The 22685-nt window shown below is 71.3% G+C and carries 17 protein-coding genes and 3 pseudogenes; 13 read left to right on the forward strand and 7 right to left on the reverse strand.

Features of this window, described 5'->3' with window-relative positions; translation table 11 throughout:
* Positions 1-38: 38 nt before the first annotated feature.
* The 4 genes and pseudogenes from AMK33_RS27025 to AMK33_RS44095 form a co-directional block, all read left to right on the forward strand.
* Complete coding sequence (locus AMK33_RS27025) at positions 39-1034, forward strand: helix-turn-helix domain-containing protein (RefSeq protein ID WP_073935556.1); 996 nt, start codon at positions 39-41, stop codon at positions 1032-1034.
* A gap of 14 nt (positions 1035-1048) precedes the next feature.
* Positions 1049-2011 (forward strand): ankyrin repeat domain-containing protein, encoded by a 963-nt coding sequence (locus AMK33_RS27030; RefSeq protein ID WP_073935557.1) that lies wholly within the window; start codon positions 1049-1051, stop codon positions 2009-2011.
* A 100-nt stretch (positions 2012-2111) separates the two neighbouring features.
* Positions 2112-2702: a hypothetical protein gene (locus AMK33_RS27035; protein WP_073935558.1), complete on the forward strand. Its 591-nt coding sequence runs from the start codon at positions 2112-2114 to the stop codon at positions 2700-2702.
* Positions 2703-3174: 472 nt separating this feature from the next.
* Positions 3175-3285: pseudogene (locus AMK33_RS44095) on the forward strand (IS5/IS1182 family transposase); the annotation flags it as partial.
* A gap of 10 nt (positions 3286-3295) precedes the next feature.
* Here the strand turns inward: AMK33_RS44095 and AMK33_RS27040 are convergent.
* Entirely contained in the window at positions 3296-3517 is a 222-nt protein-coding gene (locus AMK33_RS27040) for a hypothetical protein (RefSeq protein ID WP_235618214.1), read from the reverse strand.
* A 422-nt stretch (positions 3518-3939) separates the two neighbouring features.
* Entirely contained in the window at positions 3940-4968 is a 1029-nt protein-coding gene (locus AMK33_RS27045; RefSeq protein WP_073935559.1) for a LacI family DNA-binding transcriptional regulator, read from the reverse strand.
* A 485-nt stretch (positions 4969-5453) separates the two neighbouring features.
* Here AMK33_RS27045 and AMK33_RS27050 point away from each other — a divergent pair, with 485 nt between their 5' ends.
* From AMK33_RS27050 to AMK33_RS27065, 4 genes are all read left to right on the forward strand, one after another.
* Positions 5454-6761 (forward strand): extracellular solute-binding protein, encoded by a 1308-nt coding sequence (locus AMK33_RS27050; RefSeq protein ID WP_073935560.1) that lies wholly within the window; start codon positions 5454-5456, stop codon positions 6759-6761.
* Positions 6758-7660 (forward strand): carbohydrate ABC transporter permease, encoded by a 903-nt coding sequence (locus AMK33_RS27055; protein WP_073935561.1) that lies wholly within the window; start codon positions 6758-6760, stop codon positions 7658-7660. Before AMK33_RS27050 ends, AMK33_RS27055 begins: the two co-directional genes overlap by 4 nt.
* Position 7661: 1 nt before the next feature.
* Positions 7662-8558 (forward strand): carbohydrate ABC transporter permease, encoded by an 897-nt coding sequence (locus AMK33_RS27060; RefSeq protein WP_073935562.1) that lies wholly within the window; start codon positions 7662-7664, stop codon positions 8556-8558.
* A gap of 79 nt (positions 8559-8637) precedes the next feature.
* Positions 8638-11016 carry a beta-glucosidase family protein gene (locus AMK33_RS27065; protein ID WP_073935563.1) on the forward strand — a complete coding sequence of 793 codons (2379 nt, stop codon included), beginning with the start codon at positions 8638-8640 and terminating at the stop codon, positions 11014-11016.
* Between the two features lie 57 nt (positions 11017-11073).
* Here AMK33_RS27065 and AMK33_RS27070 read toward each other — a convergent pair whose 3' ends face one another.
* Both AMK33_RS27070 and AMK33_RS27075 read right to left on the reverse strand, forming a co-directional pair.
* Entirely contained in the window at positions 11074-12261 is a 1188-nt protein-coding gene (locus tag AMK33_RS27070) for a fumarylacetoacetate hydrolase family protein (RefSeq protein WP_073935564.1), read from the reverse strand.
* Positions 12262-12294: 33 nt separating this feature from the next.
* Positions 12295-14031: an IlvD/Edd family dehydratase gene (locus AMK33_RS27075; protein ID WP_073935565.1), complete on the reverse strand. Its 1737-nt coding sequence runs from the start codon at positions 14029-14031 to the stop codon at positions 12295-12297.
* Positions 14032-14171: 140 nt separating this feature from the next.
* On the opposite strand from AMK33_RS27075, the gene AMK33_RS27080 reads away from it, so the two are divergent.
* The gene (locus tag AMK33_RS27080; protein WP_073935593.1) at positions 14172-14870 is read left to right on the forward strand and encodes a FadR/GntR family transcriptional regulator; all 699 of its coding nucleotides are present in this window, start codon (positions 14172-14174) and stop codon (positions 14868-14870) included.
* Here AMK33_RS27080 and AMK33_RS45265 read toward each other — a convergent pair.
* Complete coding sequence (locus tag AMK33_RS45265) at positions 14841-15278, reverse strand: alpha/beta hydrolase (RefSeq protein WP_107425219.1); 438 nt, start codon at positions 15276-15278, stop codon at positions 14841-14843. The genes AMK33_RS27080 and AMK33_RS45265 overlap by 30 nt on opposite strands.
* A 168-nt stretch (positions 15279-15446) precedes the next feature.
* Here AMK33_RS45265 and AMK33_RS27085 point away from each other — a divergent pair, with 168 nt between their 5' ends.
* Positions 15447-15611, forward strand: a complete 165-nt coding sequence (locus AMK33_RS27085) for a hypothetical protein (RefSeq protein ID WP_383464714.1) — start codon at positions 15447-15449, stop codon at positions 15609-15611.
* A 73-nt stretch (positions 15612-15684) separates the two neighbouring features.
* Here AMK33_RS27085 and AMK33_RS27090 read toward each other — a convergent pair whose 3' ends face one another.
* Positions 15685-18453 (reverse strand): hypothetical protein, encoded by a 2769-nt coding sequence (locus AMK33_RS27090; protein ID WP_079194979.1) that lies wholly within the window; start codon positions 18451-18453, stop codon positions 15685-15687.
* A 559-nt stretch (positions 18454-19012) separates the two neighbouring features.
* Here AMK33_RS27090 and AMK33_RS45270 point away from each other — a divergent pair.
* A pseudogene (locus AMK33_RS45270) lies at positions 19013-19225 on the forward strand (transposase); the annotation flags it as partial.
* Positions 19226-19345: 120 nt separating this feature from the next.
* On the opposite strand, the gene AMK33_RS27105 reads toward AMK33_RS45270, so the two are convergent.
* Positions 19346-20524: a Cmx/CmrA family chloramphenicol efflux MFS transporter gene (locus AMK33_RS27105; RefSeq protein ID WP_073935567.1), complete on the reverse strand. Its 1179-nt coding sequence runs from the start codon at positions 20522-20524 to the stop codon at positions 19346-19348.
* Positions 20525-20844: 320 nt separating this feature from the next.
* On the opposite strand from AMK33_RS27105, the gene AMK33_RS44970 reads away from it, so the two are divergent.
* Together AMK33_RS44970 and AMK33_RS27120 are read left to right on the forward strand one after the other, a co-directional pair.
* Entirely contained in the window at positions 20845-21891 is a 1047-nt protein-coding gene (locus AMK33_RS44970) for a YdeI/OmpD-associated family protein (RefSeq protein ID WP_327379845.1), read from the forward strand.
* Between the two features lie 419 nt (positions 21892-22310).
* Positions 22311-22427 (forward strand): annotated as a pseudogene (locus AMK33_RS27120) (telomere-protecting terminal protein Tpg); the annotation flags it as partial.
* Between the last annotated feature and the right edge of the window lie 258 nt (positions 22428-22685).

Raw genomic sequence — 22685 nt, forward strand, 5'->3', positions numbered from 1 at the left:
CGCCGGTACGGTAGGAACTCCCCCTGAGGGAGGTTCAAGTGCCCGCGTCCCAGGACGGTCTGTGGAGCATCGGCGAACTCGCCGAGCACGCGCACGTCACCGTCAAGACCGTCCGCTACTACTCCGACCGCGGGCTGTTGCCGGAGGCGTCCCGCAGCGTCGGCGGGCACCGCCGTTACGGACCCGGCGCGTTGGACCGGCTGCGCCTGATCCGCTCCCTGCGCGCCCTGGACCTCCCGGTCCCCGAGGTGCGCCGTGTCCTCGACGAGGAGGACGCGTGGGACGCCGCCCTGGAGGACGCCGTCGCCGGACGGCTGCGCGTACTCGGCTCCCAGCTCACGGCCCTGCGCTGGCGTGAGGCGGCACTGCACCTGGTGCGGGAGTGCCCGCCCGGGGAGCGAGCCGACCGGCTGCGGCTGCTCGGCGCGGTGGACACCCCGCCGAGCACGGCCCCGCTGGTCCGGTTCTGGCGAGCCTGGCTGCCGCCGCGGATGTCGGCCGGGCCGACATCCACGTTCCTGGAAGCGACGGTCCCGCAGCCGCCCGACGACCCGGAGCCGGCCCAGGTGCTCGCCTTCGCCCGGCTGAACGCCCTCGTCACCCGCCCCTGCCCGGTCGGCGCCCAGCCCCAGCCCGAAGCGCACCGGGCCACGGGGGCCCGCGGGGCGGACGTGCTGTACACAGGCCTCGCCGAGGCGTACGAGCTGGCAGGCTCGCAGCTGCGCCAGGACCGCGCCCCATACCCCGGCGAGGCGCTGGACGGCTTCGTGGCCGCGTACGCCAGCGCGTACGGCACCCGGGACACCCCGGTCTTCCGCCGCCTGCTGACCGGGCAGCTCACGGCCGACCCACGGCTCGACCGGTACTGGGAGCTGATGGCCGTGGTGAACACCCCGCGGGGCGGCCGCCCCGAGCCGACGCCCGGGACCGCGCACGACTGGCTGCTCACGGCCCTGCGGGCACAGAACCGGGAAGGGCTCGGTGCTCCGGATGTCAGACCCGTGTGCGAGCGTGTCACGCGAAGGAGCGTGTGACACGAGGGGGATCGATGGTGGCGGGAAGCGACGGCTGGGTCGACATGGGCTGGGACTGGACGGACGCGGCCGAGATCCGCCGGCGTCTCGACGGAGGCGCCGATCCGGAGCACTGGAGCGGGGGGCGTCCGTTGCACCGCGCGGCGGTGTCCGGCTCCCCGCAGGTCGTCGCCGAGCTGGCGGGCCGGGTCGCGGACGTGGACGCGACGGAGAACGGGGTGACGGCACTGTGGGAGGCCGTCGTCTCCCGGAAACCGGACAACGCCCGGGTGCTCGCCGCCGCCGGGGCCGACCCCTGGCGCCCGTCGCTGGGCGGCTGGTCACCGGGACGGCTGGGCCTGGCCGGCCCGACACCGGACCTGTTCCCGGTACCGGAAGGCGAGTGCCTGACCGACGCCGAGCGTGTGGTGGCGCAGGAAGCCCATCGGCTCACCACGGCGCTGGGCACGTTCTATTACGACGGCACCGGGCTGGCTTGCGTCGCCGGCATCGACGCGGCCGAGGCGGTGCGGTGTCTGGAGGCGGTGCGGGTGGCGGACGAGGTCGTCGACGAACTGCTGGAGGACCCGTACGAGTACGACGCCGACGAGAGCCTGCGGATCGTCGGCGTCACCTCGGTGCCGGGCGGCTGCGTCGTCACCCAGCCCTGGGGCTACGCACCGCAGATGCCGGGCGTGCTGACCCGCTTGTCCACCGGCACCGTCTGCTACGGCCTGTACGCCAACCCCAAAAGCGGCAACCAGGGCAGCATCGCCCGCGACGGCACCGTCGAGGGCTGGGACCTGCACCCGGGCGGAGGGCCGGACGAGCACGACACCCCGGAGGAGGTACTCGTCTCGTACCTCTACCAGGGCAACGCCGTGGCCTACTCCTGCGCCTTCGCGGGACTGCGTCCGAACGACGCACGCGGGGTGACCGGGCCCCCCGACGCCTGGGTCGAACTGCCGCCCCGCGACTACTGGGATCACTGGCGCTGACGAATCGTCATCGTGCGACCGGGTTCCTGCGCGGCAGCGGGAGTGCCGGCGACCGATGCGGGTAGCCGGTCGCACACAGCAGGGACGAAGGGGGTCGGGCATGCCCGGATCGGCCGGTGAAGCGCGCGCGGGCGCGGGACGCACGAGTGTGGTGGGGTCCCTCCTCGCCGTACTGCTGGCAGCGGCATTGGCAGGCTTCCTGCTGGGAGCGGTCGCCGGTGAGGACGAGGTGGGCGTTCCTCGGGGCTTGCTGTTCGCCGCGGTCTCCCTCCTGCTGGGCCTGGGGGTGACCGCCGGAGCATGGTGGTGGATCCGGCGCCGAGCGGCGCAGTTCGGACTGAGCGCGAGCCGGTACCTGCGGGTGGGCCGCCGCATACAGCGGGGCGAGCTGCCGGAAGACTCCGCCGAGTTCCCCGCCGCGATCGACATCGCCGCACGTCAGCGCCGCACAATGGACACCCAGCAGCGCCGGTGGGTGCGCTGGGTTACGGGAGTCGCCGCGCTGCTGTGGCTGGTGAGCGCCGTCATCCAGATCCTCGCCGCCCGCTACGGATACGCCTGCTTCCAGCTCCTCGTGGCCTGCGGGTTCCTGGTCAACCCCCTCACCGCACGCCGGCAGCGGCGGCGCCTCGACGCCCTCGAACAGGCTCTCCACGACCACGGGACCCCGCAGGGTGCCCCGCGAACGTGAGGGAAGGGCCGGCCGGAGTCGTGGCCTGCCGGCCGAGCCGCTGGGGAGGCCGAGAGACGGAGCGGGCGTGCTCCCACATGCCGTGCGGTCGGGCCGGCGGACGCCGCTGCGGGCGAGCCCCGTGCCTCCCTCGGCCGGCGCGCCCCCGCTACTTGGTGGGCGGGGCCCTCACCGGCTGACGGCGAGCCCTGGCCCGCGGCCTGGGAGCGGACGCAGGACCTCCGCCATGTGCACCGTGCGCTTGCGCCTGGTTGATCCACTCCTCGCGGGCGTCGTCCATGCCGGTTCCCGCGGTGGTGGACGGTCAGGTCGTCCCGCCGTCCGCATCGCACGCCACAGTCACCGTCCCGGTCGCAGGCGTTCGCCTTCACCACGTCGGTCGGGCCGGTCCGGCGCCGTGCCTTCACAACACTTCTCCTCGCCTGCCCCGGGCGCCGGACCACGGCGTGCGCGGTCCTGGTGGTTGCGCACGGACAGACTCAAGACCTTCCGGGCGGTCGCAGTCCGTTACCACAGGAGGGCCTGTGCCTTTCATGGCACGGTGACCGTGGCCTCGGTCCGTCTGTGGCTCCGCGGGAAGTGAAACGCCCTGTTCAGAGGTCTGTCGCATCCGGGTAGTGGCGACGTAGCTCGGTGAGTATGCGTTCGTCGAGGACCTGGACGTCCCACGACGAGCTGTCTGCTTCGGTCAGGACGACCACCACCTTGTCCCTGGCGAACCCGCGTGCTTCGGCGTCGATCAACTGGAGGAACGGGGTCGTCAGCGACAACAGCGTCAACGTGTCCATGCCGCCGTCGGCAGACAGCCTCTCCATCTCGGCACAGCGAGTATCGACGATCTCGTCGAATTCGACGCGCCGCGTCAGGTCCAGGCCGAAGCCGCCGGAGCGAAGTCCAGGAGTACTACCGGGCCTGGATGAGCGAGCTCGGCAACATCCTGCTCGCGCCCGCTGCGACGGCTACGGGGCCCACCGCCCGGTGCTCCGGGTGTTCTCCTGCCCGGCCCCGGCCGGCGACCCGGAGGCCGAACTCCGGTGCGATGCGGAGATGTTCAACAACCCACAGGGGCTTCTTCCCCCCAGGGAGCGCGTGTTCGCCGCCGCCCACCGGCAGCGAAGCCTGCGCTCGTTCTCGACGGGGGAGGGCTTCGGCGTCCTGGAGGAGGACTCCACCGCGGAGCGGTTCCGGACCGGCAACGGCATGCCGTTGCCGAACCCCGATGACCCTTCACCTGCGCTCACCCGTGCGCCGGAGTTTCCTCGCGAGGCGGTGCCGTCGAGGCGCGTACCACGAGTTCGGTGGCGAGTTCGATGTGGTGGGACTCGACCTTTTCGCCGTTGGCCAGTCGGAGGGCGGTGCGCAGGGCGGCGGCGCCCATCTCCCGGAGCGGCTGGCGCACGGTGGTCAGGGGCGGTGAGGCCATCTGGGCGAGGCTCGTGTCGTCGAAGCCGACCACGCTCAGGTCTTCGGGAACGCGCAGGCCCCGGGCGCGAGCGGTCTCGATGACACCGAGGGCGATCTCGTCGTTGCCCGCGAAGACCGCCGTCGGAGGTTCTTCCAGGTCCAGCAGCGCCGTGGCGCCGAGCAAGCCGGTCTCGTACGTGAACTCTCCGGGCCGGACGTAGGCGTCCGGTACCTGCGCTCCTTCGGCCTCCATGGCGGCGCGGTAGCCGTGCATGCGTGCCTGGTTGCAGACGGCCATGGCCGGTCCGCCTAGATAGGCGACGCGGCGGTGGCCCAGGGAGAGCAGGTGCCGGGTCGCGGCCAGACCGCCGGCGAAGTTGGTCGCCCCGACGCTGTTGACCCGGCTGTCCGGCAGGTGCAGCGGGTCCAGCACGACCAGCGGCAGCCCGGACCGGGCCAGTTCGTTCAGGTGGGCCGTGGTGTACACGCTGGTGACCGCGATGACGGCGCGGCGCCCGGCCGAGACCAGGTCCCGGGCCCAGTGCGGGGCGCTGGACGCCTTGCTGACCACCACCGAGGCTCCCGATTCGGCGGCCGAGTCGACGATGCCTTCCAGGGTGTCCGCCACGTACGACTTGAGGCCGCCCTTGAACTGCACCTCGATGGTCGGGTTCTCGACGGCCTCGGTGTGGCGGAACACGGGTGCGAGGTAATCGTGTTGATGCAGCAGCTCCTGCACACGGACGCGGGTGTGCGGTGCCACGTCACCGCGACCGTTGACCACCTTGGACACGGTCGCGACGGAGACGCCAGCCGCTTGGGCGATGTCCGCCAAAGTGGTGCGCCTGGCGTTCGGTCGCATCGGTTCCTCTCAGCTGTAGGTCCACCGGTGTGGTTACCCACCGGTCGGGCCGGCCACGCGGACGGAGCCGGTCAACCGTACCGGTGAACCGGTCCGGCTGCCGTGCTCGTTCCGCACTCCGCGGCGGCGCGCGCCGGTGTCGTCTCAGCCAGGAGGACATCAACTCGGTCCGGCGAGGGCGGCACCGGCCTCCACACCGGCCCGGTATGACCTGCACCGACAGTGTGTCAGCCTGCGGCCACTGCGTCACCCCCGCCGCTGTCGGCCTATTTCGAAATGGTTTCGGTCCCCGTCAAGGTGCTCAGGGAGCCGCACAGGTACTGGTACTGCCCGGAAATCTTCCGTGCTGCGACGTGCCTGCGCGCGTCTTGACAGAGCATCAGCTCGAAACCTAGCTTGCAGCGACAGAGCTGTAAGAAGGAATTTTCGAAAACCTTTCACCATGACTCACGAGAAGCCGACGGCTCTCGAGTGCGGAGAAAATCATGGCGCTCTCTCGACGTACCCTCCTCGGTCTGGCGGCCGCCGTGCCGGTCTCCGCGGTGCTGACGGCCTGTGGCGGCTCGTCAGGACCCGGCAAGAGCGGTGGTGCCACGTACTGGTACCTGAACGGACAGCCGCAGGAAGGCGTCAGGGCCGGCGCCGTGGACGCGTTCAACAAGGCCCACCCCGACGAGCGGATCGACGACACGACCTTCCAGAACGACGCGTACAAGACGAAGATCAAGACCGCCATCGGTGCCGGGCAGGCGCCCACCATCATCTGGGGCTGGGGCGGCGGGACGCTGCGCGCCTACGCGGAAGCGGGCCAGGTGGAGGACCTCACCTCGTGGTTCGACGAGCACTCCGAGGTCAAGAAGGGGCTGTTCCCGTCCTCGTTCGGCGCGGCGACCGTCGACGGCAAGATCTACGCGATGCCGTGCGAGACCGTGCAGCCGATCATCCTCTACTACAACAGGAAGGTCTTCGAACAGGTCGGTGTGAAACCACCGGAGTCCTGGGACGACATCATGGCGCTGGTGCCCAGGTTCAACGCGAAGGGCATAGCGCCGTTCGCCCTCGGCGGCCAGTCCCGGTGGACGAACATGATGTGGCTGGAGTTCCTGTTCGACCGCATCGGTGGCCCTGAGGTCTTCCAGGCCGCCATCGAAGGCGAGAAGAACGCCTGGTCCCACCCGGACGCCATCACGGCGCTGACCAGACTGCAGGACCTGGTCAAGGCCGACGGGTTCGTCAAGGGCTTCTCCTCGATCACCGCGGACTCCAACGCCGATCAGGCGCTGCTGTACACCGGCAGGGCCGCCATGATGCTGCACGGCGCCTGGTCGTACGGCATCCAGCAGACGGACGGCGGGGACTTCGTCTCCAGCGGCTCGCTGGGCTACATGACCTTCCCGCCCGTCGAGGGCGGCAAGGGCGATCCGAGCGACACCGTCGGCAATCCCGCCCACTACCTGTCCATCTCCTCGAAGGCCGGCGCCGAGCAGAAGAAGGTCGCGAAGGACTTCTTCGCCACGGGGGTCCTCCAGGAGGAGGTGAAGAAGTGGATCGGCAACGGGTCGGTCCCGATCCGGCTGGGCACGGAGAAGCTGCTGGCCGCCTCCGAGAACGCCGATTTCCTCCAGTTCACGTACGACATCGCCAGTAAGGCCAAGGTGTTCGTCCAGTCCTGGGACCAGGCGCTCAGCCCGACCGCCGCCGAGACCATGCTGGACAACATCGTCAAGTTGTTCCAACTGTCGATCTCACCCCAGCAGTTCGCACGCAACCTCAACGCGGTCACCGGCGCATGAGCGCGCTCACCGGCCCGCCCCGGCGTCGTGAGCCACGCAGCGTCCTGCCGTGGCTGGCGGCGCCGGCGCTGGTGGTCTTCGTCGGTTTCGCCGTGGTCCCGCTCGTCGGTGTCTTCGCGCTGAGCTTCACCACCTGGGACGGGATCGGTGCCATCCGCCTCACGGGGCTGACCAGTTGGCGTGCGGTGCTCACCGACCCCGGGCTGCCGCACGCCCTCTGGGTGACGTTCCTGGTGATGGCCGTGTCCTGGGTCGTGCAGACGCCGCTGAGCATCCTGCTCGGCACGTTCCTGGCGGGCCGCCAGCGCTACCGCGCGGTGCTGGGCGTGGTGTACTTCGTCCCGCTGATGCTCAGCTCCGCGGCGATCGCGATCGCCTACGAGGCCCTGCTGGACCCCAACTTCGGGCTCGGTGCCGGACTGAGGCTCCAGACGCTCAGCCAGGACTGGCTGGGACGGCCGGGGCTCGCGTTCGGGGTCGTCGTCTTCGTCGTCTCCTGGCAGTTCGTCCCGTTCCACTCGCTGATCTACCAGGGCGGCGTCCAGCAGATCCCGAAGTCCCTCTACGAGGCGGCGCAACTGGACGGCGCCGGACGGATCCGGCAGTTCTTCAGCATCACGCTGCCGCAGCTGAAGTACACCGTCATCACCTCGTCCACGCTGATGGTCGTCGGGTCGCTGACCTTCTTCGACCTCATCTTCGTCCTGACCGGGGGCGGCCCAGGCGACGCCACCCGGGTCCTCGCACTGGACATGTACAAACGGGGGTTCCAGGCCAGCCTGATGGGACCCGCCAGCGCCATCGCGGTCATCCTGGTCCTCGTGGGTCTCGCCCTCGCCCTGCTGCTGCGCCGCCTCGGAGGCCGGGACGCCGGCGCGAGCCAACTCGAGGGGGCCTGACGTGACCACCACGCTGACCAGGACGCGACGACCGCAGAAGGTCACCCACCGTGAAGGGCAACGCCGCCCCCGCCCGGCGGCCCGCCGGCGCAACTGGGCCGGGGGCCTGGCCGGATGGCTCTGGCTCGCCGTCGTCGCCGTGCCCCTGTACTGGGCCCTCATCACCAGCCTCAAGGAACGGACCCGCTACTACGCGAGCAACCCGCTGGTGCCGTCGGGCGACCCGACACTGGAGAACTACCGGCTGGTCATCGAGTCCGACTTCCTGCAGTACTTCGTGAACAGCGTCGTGGTGACCGTCGGCGCCGTGGTGCCGGCGGTCGTCGTCTCCTTCATGGCGGCCTACGCGATCGTCCGCGGCTGGCGCATGCGGGTCCTCCGCGCCGTGAACGGGCTGTTCCTCATGGGCCTGGCCATCCCGCTGCAGGCGACGGTGATCCCGGTCTACCTGATCATCATCAAACTGCACCTGTACGACAGTCTGGCGGCGCTGATCCTGCCGTCGATCGCCTTCGCCGTCCCGCTCTCCGTGCTGGTGCTCGCCAACTTCATCCGCGACGTGCCCAAGGAGCTGTTCGACTCGATGCGGGTCGACGGCGCCACCGAATGGACGACGCTGTGGCGGCTGGCGGCACCGCTCACCCGGCCGGCCATCCTCACCGTGAGCATCTTCAACGCCCTGACCATCTGGAACGGGTTCCTGCTGCCGCTGGTCCTCACCCAGAGCCCGGACCGTCGGACCCTGCCGCTCGCCCTGTGGACCTTCCAGGGCCAGTACGGGGTCAACGTCCCCGCCGTGCTCGCGGCCGTCGTCCTCACCACGCTGCCCGTCCTGGTGCTGTACGCCTTCGGCCGCCGCCAGCTGCTGAGCGGCCTGACCGCGGGGTTCGGCCGGTGACCGGCGCAGGCACGGACCCACTCGTCCACTGGTTCGCCCGTACCGCCCTGGTCAAGGGTCCGACGGGCATGGGAGGAAAGTGAACGCCGACGTGGCCGTAGAGAACACCTCCGCAATCTCCCTCTGGAACGACCCCACCGCCTCCGTCACCGCGAGAGTCGACGCGCTGATCGACGCGATGACTCTGGAAGAGAAGACCGCCCAGCTGTACGGAGCGTGGGTGGGAGCCTCCGACGAGGGAGGTGAAGTGGCCCCCCACCAGCACGACATGGAGGAGGCCGTCGACCTCGACGCGCTCCTGCCCGCCGGACTGGGCCAGCTGACCCGCCCCTTCGGCACGGTCCCGGTCGATCCCGCCCTGGGCGCGCTCTCCCTGGCCCGCACCCAGAGCCGGATCGCCGCCACGAACCGGTTCGGCATCCCCGCTCTCGCGCACGAGGAGTGCCTGGCCGGCTTCGCCGCCTGGGGCGCCACCGCCTACCCCGTCCCGCTGTCCTGGGGCGCCACCTTCGACCCGGACGTGGTGCGCCGGATGGCCGCCGCCATCGGTCGCGACATGCGGTCCGTCGGCGTCCACCAGGGCCTCGCCCCCGTCCTCGACGTGGTCCGCGACGCCCGCTGGGGCCGCGTGGAGGAGACCATCGGCGAGGACCCGTACCTCGTCGGCACCATCGGCACCGCGTACGTCCAGGGCCTGGAGTCCGCCGGGATCGTCGCCACCCTCAAGCACTTCGTCGGCTACTCGGCCTCCCGCGCCGGACGCAACCTCGCCCCCTCCTCGGTGGGTCCGCGCGAGCGCGCCGACGTCCTGCTGCCCCCCTTCGAGATGGCGATCCGCGAGGGCGGCGCCCGGTCGGTGATGAGCGCCTACACCGACACCGACGGCATGCCGTCCGCGGCCGACGAGGACCTGCTCACCGGGCTGCTGCGGGAAACCTGGGGCTTCGAGGGCACCGTTGTCGCCGACTACTTCGGCATCGCCTTCCTCAAGACCCTGCACGGCGTCGCCGCCGACTGGGCGGGCGCCGCCGGCACGGCGCTGCACGCGGGCATCGACGTCGAACTGCCCAACGTCAAGACGTACGGGGCGCCCCTGGCCGAGGCCGTCGCCGACGGCCGCGTACCGGAGGAGCTGGTCGACCGTGCCGTACGCCGGGTGCTCACCCAGAAGGTGGCACTCGGCCTGCTCGACCCGGACTGGGACCCCGTGCCGGCGGCACTCGACGGGGCGGACCCGGACGATCCGGCCGCCCTGCGAGGCCGGATCGACCTGGACGGTCCGGAGAACCGCGCCCTGGCCCGCACGCTCGCCGAGGAAGCGGTCGTGCTGCTGAGCAACGACGGCACCCTGCCGCTGGCCCGGCCCCGCCGCATCGCCCTGATCGGCCCCAACGCGGCCGAGGCCACCGCCGTCCTGGGCTGCTACTCCTTCCCCCAGCACATCGGCGTCCGCCACCCAGGGACCCCCCTCGGCATCGAGCTGCCCACCCTGCGCGAGACGCTCGCCGCCGAGTTCCCCGACGCCGAGATCACCCACGCCCGCGGCACCGGCGTCGACGACGGGGACCTCTCCGGCCTCGACGAGGCCGCGCGGGTGGCGCGCGAGGCCGACGTCGCCCTGGTGGTGCTCGGCGACCGCGCCGGACTCTTCGGGCGAGGCACCAGCGGCGAGGGCTGCGACGTCGAGACACTGGCCCTGCCCGGCGCGCAACAGCACCTGCTCGACACGCTGCTCGACCTCGACACGCCGGTGGTGACCGTGCTGCTGACCGGGCGGCCCTACGCCCTCGGCCACGCGGTCGAGGAGTCCGCGGCGATCGTGCAGTCCTTCTTCCCGGGCGAGGAGGGCACGCGCGCGATCGCCGGGGTGCTCAGCGGCCGTGTCGATCCCTCCGGACGTCTCCCGGTCGGCGTGCCGCGCGGGCCGGGCTCCCAGCCGGGCACGTACCTCGGGGCGCGGCTCGCGCACGCCAGCGAGGTGTCCAACATCGACCCGGCCCCCGCGTTCGCCTTCGGCCACGGCCTGTCCTACACACGGTTCGACTGGACCGACCTGACGGTGCAGGTCCAGGAGGCCTCGACGGACGGCGAGTTCGCCCTCTCCTTCACCGTCCGCAACGCCGGCGGGCGGCCCGGGACCGAGGTCGTCCAGCTCTATCTGCACGACCCGGTCGCCTCCGTCGTCCAGCCGGTGCAGCGCCTCGTCAGCTACACCCGGGTCGTCCTGGAGCCGGGGGAGGCCCGGCGCCTGAGCGTCACGGTCCCGGCCGACGTCGCCTCCTTCACCGGCCGCGACGGCCGGCGCGTCGTCGAACCGGGTGAGCTGGAGGTGCGGTTGGCCGCCTCCAGCGCGGAGCCGCGCCTGACGGCAGGCGTCGTGCTGACCGGAGCCGAACGCCATGTGGATCACACGCGGCTCCTGCACGCCACGATCGTGCAGGAGCCGCTCACCACCTGAACCGGGGGTGCGCGGCGCACGTCAGGGGCGTCGCGCACCCCGAACCGTCGGGAGGTCTCACAACAGGCCGCGCCGGGCGAGGCTGCGCATCAGCGCTCCCACGCCGAACGTCCACGGCGCGGCCTCCTCACTGGGGACGACGGTGTTGACCAGGGCGCCGAGCCGCGGGCTGGAGATCCGTACGACGTCGCCGTACTCGTGGGTGAAGCCCGCGCCGGGCGCCTGCCGGTCCTCGGTCGGAGCGAACAGCGTGCCCGTGAACAGCACGAAGCCGTCCGGGTATTGATGGTGCGCGCCATGTGTGGCGGCCACCAGGTCCAGCACGTCACGGCTGATCTCGCGCAGGGAACTGCTGCCCCGCAGTACGTAGCCGTCCGTGCCGTCGACCCGCAGGCCGATGTCGAGCCCGCGTACGGCGTCGAGGCCGAAGTCCTCGTCGAGCACGCGGACGAACGGGCCGATCGCGCAGGAGGCGTTGTTGTCCTTCGCGCGGGACAGCAGCAGGGCGCTGCGTCCCTCGATGTCGCGGAGGTTGACGTCGTTGCCGAGCGTCGCTCCGCGTACCCGGCCGCGTGAGTCCACGACGAGGACGGCCTCGGGCTCGGGGTTGTTCCACACGGAGGCACCGAGCACTCCGATGTCGGCGCCGGTGCCGACCGCGGACAGTACGGGGGCCTTGGTGAACACCTCCGGATCCGGCCCGATCCCGACCTCCAGGTACTGCGACCACAGTCCTTCGGCGACGAGCAGTTCCTTGGCCTCGACCGCCTCCGGTGATCCGGGACGGATGCCGTCGAGCCTTCCGCCCACCACCTGCCCGACGCGGGCCCGCACCCTCGCGGCCTGCGCCGGATCGCCGCCCGTGCGCTCCTCGATGACGCGTTCCAGCAGGCTCTGGGCGAAGGTGACGCCCGCCGCCTTGATCACCTGGAGGTCGACGGGGGCGAGCAGATGCGGCACGTCACGGCGGCCGGGCGGCGCCTGCAGCAAGTCGCCCAGGCGCCAGGCGCGTCCGCCGCCGGCCTCGCGGACGACGGCCGCCGCGTCCTCGCGTTCCATGAGGTCGGAGACGGTGGGTGCGAGAGCCGTCAGGTCGACGACGTGCTCTCCGCGGACCGCGGCCACACACGGTCCGTCCCCTTCCGGGTCGTGGACGCGCGCGACGAGGGCGGCCCGGCTGGCGTCCTCCGGAAGGACGGATTCGGCGGTGAGGACCGGACGGGGGAGCGCTGCTGCCGATTCCACGATCGATGCTCTCCTGGATGCGAGGGGGTGGGCTCAGTGGGAGTCGCGGGGGACCTCGTGTCCGCGGCTTCCGCGCAGGAACCCGAAGTCGGCGCCCCGGTCGGCCTGTTCCACGTGCTGGGTGTAGAGCCAGGTGTAGCCGCTGGTGTACTGCTCGGTGGGTGCCGTCCACTCCTGCCGGCGCCGCGCGAGTTCGGCGTCGTCCACGTCCAGGCGCAGGGTGCGGTCCGGGACGTCGAGGACGACGGGGTCCCCGTCGCGCACCAGGGCGAGCGGTCCGCCGACGGCGGCCTCGGGCGCCACGTGCAGGACCACCGTTCCGTAGCCGGTGCCGCTCATCCGGCCGTCGCACACGCGCACCATGTCCGTGACGCCGGCCTTCAGCAGCTTGGCGGGCAGCGGAACGTTGGAGACCTCGGGCATGCCGGGGTAGCCCCTGGGGCCGGCGTTGCGGATGACGATGACGGTGTTCTCGTCGATGTCGAGGTCCGGGTCGTCGGCGACCTCGTGGTACGCCTCCGGGGAGTCGAAGACGCGCGCGGGGCCGCGGTGGGTGAGCAGGTGCGGTGACGCGGCGGACTGCTTGATCACGGCGCCGTCGGGGCACAGGTTGCCGTGCAGGACGGCGATTCCGGTGCCGGCCGGCTGGAAGGGGGCGTCGAGGGCGGTGATGACGTCGGAGCCGACGCGCTCGGCGTGCTCGGTGTTCTCGGCGACGGTGCGTCCGGTGACCGTGACCGGCCCCCCGTGCAGCAGCTTGCCGCCGAGCAGTTCGGCCATGACGGCGGGCAGCCCGCCCGCGTAGCAGAAGTCCTCCATGAGGTACGTGCCGCTGGGCATCAGGTTGACCAGGGTCGGCACCGCACGGACCAGGTCGTCGAAGTCCCGCAGGCTCAGCTCGACGCCGACGCGTCCGGCGAGGGCGGTGAGATGGATGACGGCGTTCGTGGAGCCGCCGATGGCCGCGTTGACCCGGATGGCGTTCTCGAACGCCTCCCGCGTCAGGATCCGCGAGGGCCGCAGCTCCTCCTCCACCATCCCTACGATGCGCTGCCCCGCCGCCTGCGCGGTCTCCATCCGCCGGGAGTCGACCGCGGGCCACGCCGCCGAGCCCGGCAGCTGCATGCCGAGCGCCTCGGCCACGCAGGCCATCGTCGAGGCGGTCCCCATCGTCATGCAGTGCCCGTTGGAGCGGGCCATGCAGCCTTCCGCGAAGAAGCACTCCTCCTCGGTCATCCGGCCGGTCTTCAGGTCCTCCTCGAACTTCCACACATGCGTGCCCGAACCCACGTCCTGCCCCCGGTACTTGCCGTTGAGCATCGGCCCGCCGGTGACCATGACGGCGGGCAGGTCGACGCTGGCGGCGCCCATGAGCATGGCGGGGGTCGTCTTGTCGCAGCCGGACAGCAGGACGACGCCGTCGAGCGGGTTGGCCCGGATCAGCTCCTCGACCTCCATGGCCATGAGGTTGCGGTACAGCATGGCGGTGGGGCGCATCAGCGTCTCGCCGGTGGCCATGGTGGGGAACTGCAGTGGCAGGCCGCCCGCCTGCCACACCCCGCGCTTGACGGCTTCGGCGACGCGGGTCAGATGGGCGTTGCACGGGGCGAGCTCGGAGGCACTGGTCGCGATGCCGATGACGGGACGCCCGTCGAACACCTCGTGCCCGAACCCCTGGTTGCGCATCCAGGAGCGGTACAGCATCCCGCTGCGGCCCTGTGCGCCGAACCATGCCTGACTGCGGCGGTTCGTCCTCCTACCGTCGGTCATGTGAACACTCCCGTGGCTCCGGCGTCGTCCGCTGCGCGATGGGGCGTTGGCGGGTGCGGGCCCGCTACCCTGGAGCAATCATTAAATGATTCGATGAATGGTGTCCAGGGGGAGCGGAGATCGTGGTGCACTTCCTGACCATGCACCAGCGCGTGGTCGACGAGCTCGGGCGGCGCATCGTGGGCGGCGCGTGGGAGCCGGGGGACCCGCTACCGGTCGAGGACGCACTCGCGGCCGAGATCGGCGTCAGCCGTGGGGTGTTGCGGGAGGCGGTCAAGTCGCTGGTGGCCAAGGGGATGCTGCACGTACGGCCGCGCACCGGCACACGCGTGCTGCCCCCGGAGCACTGGAACCACCTGGACCGCGACGTACTGCGCTGGAAACAGGCAGGGGACGCCGCGGCCCTGCTGCGCGACACGGGCGAACTGCGGCGGATCGTCGAGCCCGAGGCGGCCCGGCTCGCCGCGGAGCGGGCCGGCCCCGACGACGTGCGCGTCCTGTACGACGCCCTGGCCGCCATGGAGGCCGCGGCGACGTCACCCGGCCGCGGCGGCTACGTCGAGGCCGACATCGCCTTCCACCGGGCCCTGCTCGACGCCGGCGGCAACCGTCTCCTCGGCTCGCTGGGCCGCGCTGTCGAGATCGCGCTGGAACACAGCTTCGTCATCAGCACCCAGACCGCGGGCGCGGTGGAAGCCTCGCTGCCGGGTCACCGCGCCGTCGTGCGGGCCGTCGAGGCCCGCGATCCTGCGGCGGCAGCCGCCGCCGTACTGGCCGTCATCGAAGCCGCCGAACAGGAGATCGCCCGGTCACCCGGAATGCCGAGCGACGCCGTGTGACCCGTTACGGCTGCGACCCCGCGGTGTCACGGGAACCACCGCTGCCCACGGGCGCCGCCACGGCCGGGTGAACCGGCACGGGGCCACACGGCGGCCCGGCGCCGGACGACCCCGGTGCCGGGCCGCCGTGCCGCTCAGGAGGCGGTGCCTGCCGTACCGTCCCACCGGCGGAGTGTCCCGTTCGCACGTCGCTCCCGGCGGCGGGAGGGTGCCATCGACGAGACAGCGGCTCTCGTGGGCCTGGACCCGGCCGCTGGTGTCGAACAGCGCGGTGTGTCCGTGTCCGTGGTGGGTGAGCAGACGGACGTTGCCCAGTTCCCCGGCCCTGGCCCGGGCAGCGCTGAGAAGGGCGGAGGGGGTGGGGAGGCGCCGAGGACCAGGACGGGGTGTGCCGTCGGCGTGTTCCACGGGCCGTGATAACCATCGGCGGCGACCGCGGAGGCTTGCTCCTCCTCACTCACGTACGGATTCGGGTCGCGGGCGCCGACGGGGGGCGGCAGCGGTGACGGCCGCGGGGCACGGCCCCGCCACAGGTCCTGCAGTCGGCCGGCGAGCTCCGTCCGGCCGGGGTGGACGATGTACAGGCTGTTGACCACGTCGGTGACCGCGCCGGCGTACGCCGACGAGCCCACCGGCCGCTACCGGCGGCTCCTGGCCCGCACGTACGGCATCCTCGGCCAGCTCACGCTCTGCGGCAGCAGGCTGCGCCGGGACTGGACGGGACGGCCGGGATCCGCGTGACCTTGTGAAGCGCGGGGCCCGGACAGGCCGGACCCCGCACAAGAGGGCGCTCATGGTCCCTCGTGCGTCGTGCTTACGGCGTGTCGAGCACCGTCCCCGTCAGCACCGGCCCATCGGGCAGCGGCTCGGCGTTGTCGTCGGTCAGTACGAGGCGCATCGACTCGGTCGGCTCGGCGACCTGGTCCCGCACGATCGGCACGACGAAATCCACGCTGGTGCTCCCGGGCGGGATGTTCAACCACACCCACAGGCTCGCGTCGGACAGCGGCCGCTCGGGCTCGGGCACGTCACCGGACCAGTCCATGAGCCACCGCGGGTCCACGTCCTTGGTGGACAACTCGGCGCCCTCGGTGACCGGAAGCACCCGCACCGGCTGCCAGATGTTCACCGCCACGGGCGCATCCACGGACAACCGCCAGGTCAGCGTCTCTCCCTCGGTCACCCGGTCCGCGACCGGCGACAGGGTGATCACCGGCTCGGGGTCGTCGTTCTCGACGGTGAGCCCGCCCCGGTGCTTGCCGACGACGGCATTGTGGACGGCCTTGACGGCGATGTCGTGCTCTACGCCGTAGCCGTAGGCCGTGTCGCCCTTCACCTCGACCTGCACGTCGATCGCGTCGCTGCCGGGCCGTACGGTCACGAGGCGGTCCTCGGTCCGGCCGCTGTCCGGGTCGAGGACGTACACGCGGACCTGCCCGCTGCCGCGCCCGGAGATCTCGACCGGGACCCGGTAGGTGCGGGTGCCCGAGTCGCCCTCCTTGACGATCGTGCGGCCCACGTCGACACGCGGCAGTGCGGCCGCCTTCACCGCCGAAGTGCCGGGCGCCCAGCCCCAGGCGTCCATCAGCCAAGCCCGCCCGGACTGAGAACGGGGCGTCAAGTCAAGGGACTTGACATGCCTGAGATCAAGCCCGGCCCGGGTCGCGGCCGACAGCGGGACGCGCAGCTCCTGAGCCCAGTAGGAGGCGGTGTTCGCGGAGCCCGGGAGCCCGTCCACCCGTACCGAGCCCAGCTTCACCCGACGGTCGGAGGAGTCGGTGACGGACACGTCGAACTTCGTGCCGGTCGTGTTCGGCGGTACGAAGACCCTGAGTGCGAGCTTCTGGGAGCCGCGGAGGGAGAGCGGCTCGGCCGGAGTGATGCGCGCGGCCGTGCCCGGCGCGGACCACTTCAGGTCCACCGCGCTGCGGCCGGTCTCCTGTTCCGTCTCCCACCACGCGAAGTGCGGTGACGATCCGGGGGTCTCCGGGTCCAGACAGGCCACGGCCGGGTCGGGGTCGATCGCCGAACACAGCCGGGCTCCGGTCACCTTCGCCCCGCCGTCCGGCAGGAAACCACCGCTGCGACGGCCGCCGACCGCGTGGGTCAGCACCCGGGCCGGGTCCGCGGACGGGGCCCGCTTGCCGGAACCGTCGAGCAGCGGACGCACCCGATCGTCCCCGGCGAGGAAGAGCCGGGCCGCGGCGGCGATGTACGTGGCGCCCGCCTTGTGCTGCTGGGCGGCGGTCAGCCGGGGCGCGGCACCCGGCGTGCACACCGGGTCCGGCTGCTCCGGGTCGGTCCCGAAGTCGTCCTCGGCCGGTGCGACGGCCTCACCCGGGGTCCACTCGCTGTTGAAGTAGTTGTGGTTGGCGCCGACCATGTAGACCGCGCTGTGCAGGGCCGTGCCCCGGCTGATCCCGCGCGTCCCGTCGACGAAGTTCTCGCCCTGCAGGTCCGACACGTCGCCGTCGCAGCCCGGCAGCAGCGTCACGGACGGCACGTCGGCGACCGGGTTCTGGCCGAAGATCGTCGGTCCGATGAGCACGGTCCCGCGCACCTTCCAGCGCACCGGGCCCCGGTAGCCGTCCTCGGCGGCCGGCGGCGGGTAGAGGCTGTCCATGGCGGCCCGGTTGACGCCCTCGCCACCGCGTGAGTGGCCGACGAGCAGGACACGGGAGAGGTCCGCTTCTGCCGCCTCGCGTACGACGGCCGGGGCGGAGGAGCGATGGGCGGTCCAGTCGGCCCAGCGGGCGAGGTGCTGCCGTACCAGCGAGGAACGCGCCTGTGCGCCGGCGTCCTCGGCCTCCCAGTCCTGGGCGTTGATGCCGTTCGCCGAGATCGACACCGTCACATAACCCGGGGAGGCCAGCAGTTGCTGGTCGCGCAGGTAACCCAGGTAGCTCGGGATCGGCTTGTAGCCGTCCGCACAGGGCCAGTCGCCGGTCACGTCGTCCTCGGAGCCCGGCTTGTAACAGGTGCTGTGACGGCCGTGCAGGAACAGCGCGAGCGGCCGGCTGCCGGTGGCACCCTTCGGTGCCACCACCTCGGCGGTCATCTCCACCGGGGTGTCGAACCCGGGCAGGCGCACCGGGTCGAGGTCGTACTCCCCGGTGACCGTGCGGTACGAGCCGGGTTCGCCCGGATCAACGCCGTTCGCCGGCGCCTGCGCGGGCATCCGCGCCACGCGCGATCCGGACCTGCGAGTGTCGTCGGCCGCCGCGTCCAGTCGGCGCCCCGCAGCCGTCACTCGAAGGTCCGTCAGTTGTTCGGGCTGCGTCCCACCGAGGGCGAGCCGGAAGGTCCTCCCGTCCCTCGCCGGCTTCGGCGCCCCGAGCAGCCGGTCCCCGGTACGGAACTCGACCCGCGCATCCCCCATGGGCACGGCCTTCGGCGTACGCCAGACCAGCTCACGCGCCCCGTCCTCCCCGTCGATCCGCCACCCCGGCGGAAGCGGATTGTCGTCCGTCGTGCTCAACGGTCTCGATTTGTACGACTGTTCGGCCTGTGCCAATCCGGGTGAGCCCGCCAGGGCCGCCAGCACCGCCACGGCGGTCACACATATTCGCCGGGCACGAATCAATGGTCCTCTCCTCAAAACCTTGTGCGCAGACGTCCCGTCGGTCTCGGGCGCCCCTCGCGTCACCTAGGACGGGGGAGGGGCGTCTGTGGGTTGTCCGTGAGAAGACGCCGACAGAGGGCGAGCGATGCGATCAAGCCAGCACGGCTGATCGCTCTCCGATACGTCGTCGCGAAGCATGCTGGTTTCCACGTCCTCGAACACGAACTGGATCACCAGGCGGGAGTTGGTTTTACCCGCTCCAGCGGACACTTGAGACAGAAGCGGTGATGGCGCCCCGCTGAGTGGTGTAGGCGATCTCCGCGGTCGAGTGCGCGGGTTCCGCTCCCTCGGGTGCGCCGTCTGCCGGTGCGTACTCCCTGCTCAACTGGCAGATCACCGTGCAACTGCCCTTGACGAAATGGACGGCACGTTTCACCAAGAGCTTCCCGATTCCGCCCTGACAAGAGCCCAGCGCCTCCCGAATCCATCAACACCACCGGACCAAGGACCGGGGCGTCTTCCGAACCCATCGACAAGTGACTTCACAACTGCGGCTCCGGTCCACTTCCTGTGGTCGTGTATGCAGGTCGACGTCGAGACCGGCCGGGTCGTGGACGTGCTGCCCGACCACACCTCCGAGACGTTCGCGGCCTGGTCGGCCGAGCATCCCGGCGCGGAGATCATCTGCCGGGACCGGGCCACCGCCTATACCAAGACGGTGAAGGAGGCCGCCCCGGGTGCCCCGGAAGTGGCCGACCGCCGGCACCTGTTGCAGAACCTGTCCGCCGCGGTCTGGACAGGCAGGCACGGCGGACACCGGCCTCGGTGGCCCATGCGGGCGAACGGACGGCTGCGGCAAGCGCTCCACGAGCCTTTGGCGTCCCTCGATGTCCGAGGGGGCCGTTCGCGTGTGTCACTGGAGCGCCTCGGTGCTTCGGCCGGCTTCGATCGCAGTGCGGAGGGGGAATGCGATGAGCAGCGCGACAGCGACCAGGAGCCCGCTTGCCCACAGCGGCCCGTGGGTCCCGGCCGCGGTGTTGAGGGTGGCCGCGGCGATGAGGGGGCCGGCGGCGGCGCCGACGTTGAGTGCCGCGGTCGCGTACGAGCCGGCCATGGTGGGGGCTCCCGTGGCCTCGTGGAGGACCCGCGTGATCAGTGTGCTGCCCAGTGCGAACGACAGCGCGCCCTGCACGAACACGAGGGCGAACAGGGCGACCGGTTCGTCGGCCAGCATGGCCAGGACCGGCCAGCCGAGGAGCAGCAACGGACCACCGACTGCGATGACCGGACCGGGACGCTGGTCGGACAGCCGACCGGCGACGGTGACGCCGACGAAGGAACCGGCACCGAAGAGCACCAGCACGACGGAGATCCACAACTCTCCCAGCCCGGCGGTGCCGGTCACCACGGGGGCGAGGAAGGTGAAACTTGCGAACGTCGCCGCGTTCACCAACGCGCCGAGCAGCATCACCAGGATCAACCGCGGCCTGGTGAGCTGGGCAAGCTCCGCTCGCAAGGCTGGCCCGCCAGTCGCTTCCTCCTTCACATGTCCCGTGGGGATCCCTTTCAGGATGCCGAGAGCCGCAGGCAGGCAGAGAGCGGCGACGGCCCAGAAGGCTGCCCGCCAGCCGAGCAACGTGCCGAGGACCGACCCACCAGGGACACCGGCGATCGTGGCCATCGTCGTGCCTGACAGCAGCACGGCCAGCGCACGTCCCTTCTTGTCGGGCGAGACCAGCGTGGCGGCAGCCGTCAGAGCGACCGCAAGGAACCCCGCGTTCGCGAGCGCGGCGACGACCCGGGTGGCGAACAGGACCGGAAAGCTCGTGGTGATGGCGCCCACGGCGTGAGCTGCCGCGAAAGCGAGGATGAACCCCAGAAGGCTGGAACGCCTGGGCCAGTTGCGGGCAAGCGCGGCCACCAGGGGAGCGCCGACGATCATGCCGATCGCGAAGGCCGAGGTGAGCACGCCTGCTGTCCCGACGGTGACGTCGAGCTCTGAGGCGATGTCCGGCAGCAGGCCGGCGAGCATGAACTCCGAGGTGCCCATGGCGAAGACCGCCAGGGCAAGCAGGTACAGCGGGAGAGGCATCGAGTGGCTCCGAGGTGAGGAGAAGCACGAGAAGGTCGTCTCGTCACCGCGGCCGGCCCCAGGGACACACACGTCCCGCCGCAGAACACGGCGCGACGACAGGGCTATGAGCTCAGTGGTTCAGGGGGCTGACGGCGTGACCGAAAACCCCCACCGTGTCTGACTCAGGACTCGACATGGTCCGCACGCTACCCGACCGATGCCCGTCGAGGCACCTCGGTTTCACCGGCGTTGGCCTGTGTCACCAACGTCGTGTCCCGCAACAGCAGTGCTGTGACCGGGAAGGTCCACCAGGGCGTGGCCGGGCCAGCCTTGCCCGCATGGTGGAGTTCAACGGGGCGGAGGTCGTCGCGTTCGAGGACGCGGCGGCTTTTGAGGACTGGCCGGCCGAACATCACACCCGCCGTGAGGGTGTGTGGGTCAAGGTGGTGAAGAAGGCGTCGGGGATCGCGTCGGTCACGGGTGACGAACTGGTCGACGTGGGGCTGTGCTGGGGCTGGATCTCCGGGCAGCGCCGGGGTCTGGACGACCGGTACCACCTGCAGAAGTACGGGCCACGGCGGCCGCGGAGCCTGTGGTCGCGGGTGAACGTCGAGAAGGTCGCGGCGCTGGCGGTGGCGGGCCGGATGCGAGAGCCCGGCCTCGCCGAAGTCCGGCGGGCCCAGGAGGACGGCCGCTGGGACCGCGCGTACGCGCCACAAGCGACCGCTGTGGTCCCGGACGACCTTGCCGCGGCGCTTGCCGCGGACCCGGCGGCGCGTGCGGCGTTCGACGCGCTCGACCGGACCATCCGCTACCTCGTGATGCTCCCGCTGCTCCAGGCCACGACGCCGGAGACCCGGCGAACGAGGTTGGAGCGGGCGGTACGGGACCTGGCGGAGAGGTGGCAGGCGGGCGAAGGGCGGCCCGTCCCGGTGGAACTCCCAGACCGCCGGTGCTGCCGCCTGAAGCAGGCATCGGGTCGCGTCCCCGTCGGGTGGAGAGCAGTCGTCCGCTGGGATGGCCGACCGGTCTCAGCAGGCGGTGGGCCGTGCTGGAGCAGGTCGGTCATCGGAGCCGCTGGGGCGGGAACCTCGCGCAAGAAGCCGACCGGTCCGACGTTACGGCGGCTGGGTAATCGCAGCGCGTTCGGCTGGGCAATGGTCTGCGCACGGCGTTGGCCTGCTGTGGTAGGTCCCATGACCGGAGGCCTGGTGGTCGTGGTCGGGGTCTGTGCGATGCCTGACCGTTGGCGGCCCTGGCACTTGGCTTGTCGTTCAATGCCGCGCTTCACAGTGGTGCGGTGCGAGTCCGCGCTGCTCGTCTGGCGCCTGGGTGGTGCGGGTTTGCCGAACAGTGTGGGCGGCATCCGTGTGCTCCGGGCATGAAATCCTTCCGGCCACGCGGCCGAAACGGCACCGGGCAGTTGGTGAGATCCCCTTCGGGGCAGGCCATAGCCCTGTACCAGACCGGGCGCTATGCCGAGGCGGAGCGCGCCGACGAACTGCGCCGCAGTCTGCCCGGGGAGCAGCGCCGCCCGGAGACCGGCGCCGTCGAGCTGGCCGTGGCCACCGCCCTGCTGGGGCTGGACCGCGGTAGCGAGGCCCGCCTCCGGGCCCGCAGCCGCGCACGACGCCTGCCTGGCCTCCTTCGGCCGGGACCACCACCGCACCGTCGAGGCCCGGGCGCTGCTCGACCGCATCGACAGCGCTTGACCGGGCGCACCGCGCCGGCCCGCGAGGTCGCGCCGCACCCTCCGTGAGCCCAGCCCAGCAGCCGAACACGTCATGAGGACGGCGGCTCCCAGCGGCACCTCGCGGCCGACGCGCTCCGCGAGGTGTACCTGCAGGACGGCGGCCGCCGTGCCGGAAGCCTGGAGGAGGTCCACTTCACGGACATTGAGCACCTGGAGTTCGAGCTGTGACCGCGCCACCACGCGAACCCCGCACCGATACGGTCGACCCTGAGCCGAAGCACGGTAGTTGTCATGAGGGCCGGGGTCTTGTCACCGTGCTGCCGACGTCGGACGGTGCTTTGCGTGACCGGGATAAATGAAGGCGATGGTGGCTGGTCACGTCCGCTGGAGTGGTGTATCGACGGCCACTCGGCGATCTCGTGTTGAGGCTATGCGGTGAGTCCGGTGGGCAGGGCGGTGTCGTCGGTTTCTGACTCGATCGGGTGG

Origin of the sequence: Streptomyces sp. CB02400 (genome assembly GCF_001905725.1) — a bacterium.
GTDB lineage: Bacteria > Actinomycetota > Actinomycetes > Streptomycetales > Streptomycetaceae > Streptomyces > Streptomyces atrovirens.